The organism is Paramagnetospirillum marisnigri, from assembly GCF_001650715.1.
GTDB classification, from domain to species: Bacteria; Pseudomonadota; Alphaproteobacteria; order Rhodospirillales; family Magnetospirillaceae; genus Phaeospirillum; species Phaeospirillum marisnigri.
This window is the reverse complement of the sequence record NZ_LWQT01000096.1, coordinates 1-4,224: the sequence shown is the minus strand read 5'-3', so window position 1 is coordinate 4,224 and position 4,224 is coordinate 1. Positions and strand designations below refer to the sequence as shown.

The window sequence follows — 4,224 nt, the reverse complement described above, 5'->3', positions numbered from 1 at the left end:
TCATATCCGCCCCCTGTTCCGTCATACGGATAGGGAATCACGAAACCCGAGCCGACGCCAGTTTCCGGAGGTGCCCACTTGGCAAGACACACTGCTAATAGGCAAACAGTATAGTGGATGCGCAGGAGGTTCAATCCTTGGACGCAGCAGCCCCGCCGAAACGATAAATTACGCCGCGTGCAGGGCCGCCTCGATCGCTGCCGGATTGTGGGCAATGACCATCAGATAGGCGCGATCTGGGCGGCGGCGTTTTGCTCCCAATCCTGCACGGCCCGCACGTCGAGGCCGAAACGCTGGCAGAAGGCCGGGCGGGACAGCCCCAGCCCCTTGCGGATCGATTCCACATCCACGTCATCGGGCACCATCACCACATGGCTGGTGGTGGGGCCGGTCTGACCCTCGGCATGGGCCAGCGCCTCTTGCAACGAAGTCTTCAACTCATCCGACAACTTGCCCATGACGGCGGCCCCACTCGCGCCTGCCCAGGGCAATCATAGCGCCGTCATTGCCGCAACCAAAGGCCTTCCCTGATCCGGTAGATACCCACTCCCCAGGAATGGTATAGTTCCGCGTCGGCTCATGCTGAGGCCCCGAGATGAAAACGGTTCAGGACATTCTGCCCCCCGATCAGGCCGCGCAGGTCGTCGCTTACAAGGCGGCGGTCGAGCGTGAATTGCCGGGGCGTGTGGCGCGGGTGGTTCTGTTCGGGAGCCGCGCTCGGGGCGACGCCACCGAGGACAGTGATTATGACCTGGCGGTGTATGTCCGCGACATGGGCGACCGCTTGGCCGTGGGGGAAACCCTGTCCGATGCCGCCTATGAATATGTCCTGCGGGGCGTCTTCATCCGCGCCATTCCGTTCCCGGCCTCCGAGCTGGAGCAGGAGCCGCATTCGGAGCTGGCCGAAAACATCGCCCATGATGGCGTCGTCGTCCAATGAGCAAGATCGCCAATGCCGCCGAGGCTTGGGACAAGGCCCGGACCAAGCTGCGTGAGGCCGAACGGATCGATCCGACCGCCGCCCCTGGCGCCATGGTGCATTCCGCCTATTACGCCATGCACCACGCCGCCAGGGCTGTTCTGCTGAGCGTGGCGGGAACCGCCGCCGTCCGACACGACAAGGTGATTCAGGAATTCGGCCTGCTGGCCGTCAAGCAGGACGACGCCGAGTTGAAGGATGCCGGGCGGGCCATCAACCGGATGATGACCAATCGGAACATCTGGGACTACGAGGCCGCCAATCCCACCGAGCAGCAGGCTAAGGATGCCGCCTCGGTCGCCCGGAGCTTCCTGACGGTCTGCGCCGCCAAGTTCGGCCTCCAAGCTCCCGACGCGATCTGATTCCCCCGCATTGCCTTGCCCGAAAGGCGGCCACTCGGCCTTGCCCTCCTGGCGCGATGCAGGAACGCTGCACACTCCCTGCCCAGGTCGCCTGCGCATGGGCTGGCCCGCGCGGATGGTCTGGACACCACCGCGCCGCTTCTCGCGTCCATGCCAAGCAACCTTCGCCTCATCGCCACTTTTCGATGATTGCCAGGGGGCGGTGGCTATCCCGGTGCAGTTCTCGGGCAAGGCGCATCAGTTCTTCGGCCTCCGGCAGGGGTGATCCCGACAGGCGTGCTTGGTTGGCGAGTCTGACGTACTGATTGATGTTGTAGGCGACGCCGACAAGGAGGCGTGTCAGCTCGTAATAGTCCCGGAGTTCGTCGGGTGTTGGCCCTGGCTGCTCGATGATGGCGCGGGCGACGGCAGCACGGAGGAAGTCCGAGATATCCGCGCCGTGTTTCTTCACCGCTTGCAGCAGGGCGGCGTCGGCCTCCGGGTCGAGGCGGAAAATCCGCCGATGATCCTTGTTCATCTTCCCTCCTTCCCGCCGCCAGAGGCGAGCGTGATCTGGCCCGCATGGTGGGCGGTTCCTTGCCGGATAAGGCAGCCCCAGCACGGCCGGACAGGCCCGCGAAGCGGGGTGTCAGACAAAGTGCGTATCCTGCCTTGTGTAGAGGGGGAGCGAATCCCGCAGAAACCTTGGAGATCGCAAGGCCCCTTGTGCAGCCGGTCGCGTCCACCGCTACCGTCGCGTGTTGTCGGTCGCGTCCAGGGAAGAAAATGCCGCGTCCAAGCGGGGTTTTCGCCCGTCCAAACCACGATTTGGAGCGTCCAAGTGGGCCGAAGGGCGTTGAGTACGAATCCGCGCAACCTGGGGTGGCTGGTCCCGCCCATCTACTTGGCCTCGTCCAGGTAGCGATACCGTTCGCGGGCCAAGGCCACCTTGTCGTCATGCTTGGCGTCGGCCTCGGCCACCGCAATCAGCCGGGGAAGCAGGAGGGCGGCAACCGCCTGGTTCCAGTGCCCACACCGCAACACCACGGCTGCCCGCAGAGTTCCGGCAAGCCCCTTCACCAACCTTTCCCCGATGACGTCGCGCGCCTCGGTCAGCCTTCGCCCAAGGGGCAAGGCTTGTTCCGCCTCTCCACTGTGGTGAAGCGCCGCGCACCACATCCAATGGAGCGGCCAGCGCGCCCGGTTGCTGTCCTCGGAGGGCACGCACAGGCGGCGGGTCAGCAGCGCCTCGGCCAGCAAGGCTGCCTGGGCCTCGACGTAGTCGGCCATGGTCAGGACCGAGCGATTCCGGAGGAAGTCCGAGCGGAAGCGGACTTCGATGCGCCAACAGTGCTCCTGGCGGGCAGTCCCTGTCCTGGTCCAGGCACCGGAGCGTTCCCACAGGGCGAGCATCCAGGTCTTGCCACTGGCCTCTTCGATTTCGCGGCCCTTGTCGTAGACCTGGATTTCCAATGGGGCGCGCTTTCCAATGGTCAGGGTCTCCAGCCGCCCGGCCTTGCCCCATATCTCGTCCGTCTCGAAGTCCCGGCCACAAATACCTTTCCGATTGACCTCGGAATGGGCAATGACCTGCCCTATCAGGCCGGGGCGCATTTCCGGAGTGAAGTCGGGGGCGTGGAAGTCGAAGGCCCGATGAACCTCGCTCAGGCGTTGCCAATCTGCGCCCCGAGGGCAGCCAAGCGCCCTGACGGCCCTTTCCGCCTTCTGGTGAAGCTTGGCATAGCCATGCTCCCACAGGCCCGCCGCCGAATAACGGACACTGACCGGGTAGCCCATCTTGACCGGGCGGATGCGGATGGTCAGGTCGTCATTCTCCAGCCGCCAACGGAGGCCCTTGCCGCGAAGGGCGATCATCTGAAACTCGACGCCGCCCAAAGTGAACACCTCCCGGCCCGACAGGTCTTCGGACAGGGCTTCCGCCCTCAGCCGTGCAGCCTCCAGCCGGTCGCACATGGTATCGGGTATGGCGATGTCGAACGCCTCCACCACCGTGTCGAGGCCGGAGGCGAGCAGGCTTGCCTTTGGCTGCCAGAAAGAGGGGTCAGGGATGGTGATTGCGGGAAAATCACGGGCTGTCCTGGTATCCCCGATCCCCCCTCTTAGTGGGTGGGGGGATCGGGGTTTGGATGATGCGGAAGAAGGCTTGTGTGCCGCCGCCCGGTGGGCGGCGCGGGGCGAGGTGTTCCCCCTCGCGCTCCCCCGCTCGCCGCATGGCAGAGGGGCAGGGGCGTTCCGTCCCTGCCCCTCTGGGGCGGGAAGCTTGGGTGTCGCCGCCCCGTCAAGGGTACGGGCCGACCGGCCCCCGTGCTCGCCATGCTCGCCCCGTGGGGGCTGTGCGTGGCTCTGCGCGGCCCTTGACCGGGCGTCATCGTGGGAATTGGACTGGGTCATGACGGAGCCTCCTGGTGAGGATCGCCACCAGCAAGGTAGTGGCGTTCGGAGGAAAGGGCTTTGCCCTTGTTCTCCGTTTGCCAGATGCCTAGATTCGGGAATGCAGAAGGAAACGAATCGAGGCTGTCATACCTAGCGGGATGGCGACCGAAGCGTTTTCCGTGACGGGCCGGTGAGGTGCAAACTCACCGGCCCGTTTCATTTCAGCCTCATTGGTCGCCGGATGTCGGCGGCCCTCGGCTGCTCGTCACCATCAGAATTAGGCCGACTTCCGGGGGCGGCCCCGACGCGGGGCGATCGAACCCGGTATGAGGTCATTGGGCAGCCCCTCAAGCCAAGCCAGCACATCGGCGCGCCTCCACCGCCTGCAGCGTGTCCCCGGAGGAGTTATTGAACGGGGCACGGCGGAAGGGTTGGTCATGTCCCGTCGAGTGGTGTAGCAGCTTTTGCCTGGGGATGATGGCGTAGGGTGCGTAGCGCCCGGAGGCGTCA

At 65.1% G+C, this 4,224-nt stretch carries 5 protein-coding genes; 2 read left to right on the top strand and 3 right to left on the bottom strand.

What is annotated here, in order from left to right; genetic code table 11:
• Positions 1 to 221: 221 nt before the first annotated feature.
• Positions 222 to 458 (bottom strand): helix-turn-helix domain-containing protein, encoded by a 237-nt coding sequence (locus A6A04_RS17435; RefSeq protein WP_245651267.1) that lies wholly within the window; start codon positions 456 to 458, stop codon positions 222 to 224.
• Positions 459 to 595: 137 nt separating this feature from the next.
• Between A6A04_RS17435 and A6A04_RS17430 the strand changes: the two genes are divergently transcribed.
• Both A6A04_RS17430 and A6A04_RS17425 read left to right on the top strand, forming a co-directional pair.
• Positions 596 to 940, top strand: a complete 345-nt coding sequence (locus A6A04_RS17430) for a nucleotidyltransferase domain-containing protein (RefSeq protein WP_068495186.1) — start codon at positions 596 to 598, stop codon at positions 938 to 940.
• Complete coding sequence (locus A6A04_RS17425; protein ID WP_068495184.1) at positions 937 to 1,341, top strand: HEPN domain-containing protein; 405 nt, start codon at positions 937 to 939, stop codon at positions 1,339 to 1,341. Before A6A04_RS17430 ends, A6A04_RS17425 begins: the two co-directional genes overlap by 4 nt.
• Positions 1,342 to 1,510: 169 nt before the next feature.
• Here the strand turns inward: A6A04_RS17425 and A6A04_RS17420 are convergent, their stop codons facing one another.
• Together A6A04_RS17420 and A6A04_RS17415 are read right to left on the bottom strand one after the other, a co-directional pair.
• Positions 1,511 to 1,858, bottom strand: coding sequence for a hypothetical protein (locus A6A04_RS17420; RefSeq protein WP_068495177.1), 348 nt, complete (start codon positions 1,856 to 1,858; stop codon positions 1,511 to 1,513).
• 362 nt (positions 1,859 to 2,220) lie between these two features.
• On the bottom strand, positions 2,221 to 3,327 hold the full coding sequence (locus A6A04_RS17415; RefSeq protein ID WP_068495173.1) for a hypothetical protein: 1,107 nt from the start codon (positions 3,325 to 3,327) through the stop codon (positions 2,221 to 2,223).
• Positions 3,328 to 4,224 lie beyond the last annotated feature (897 nt).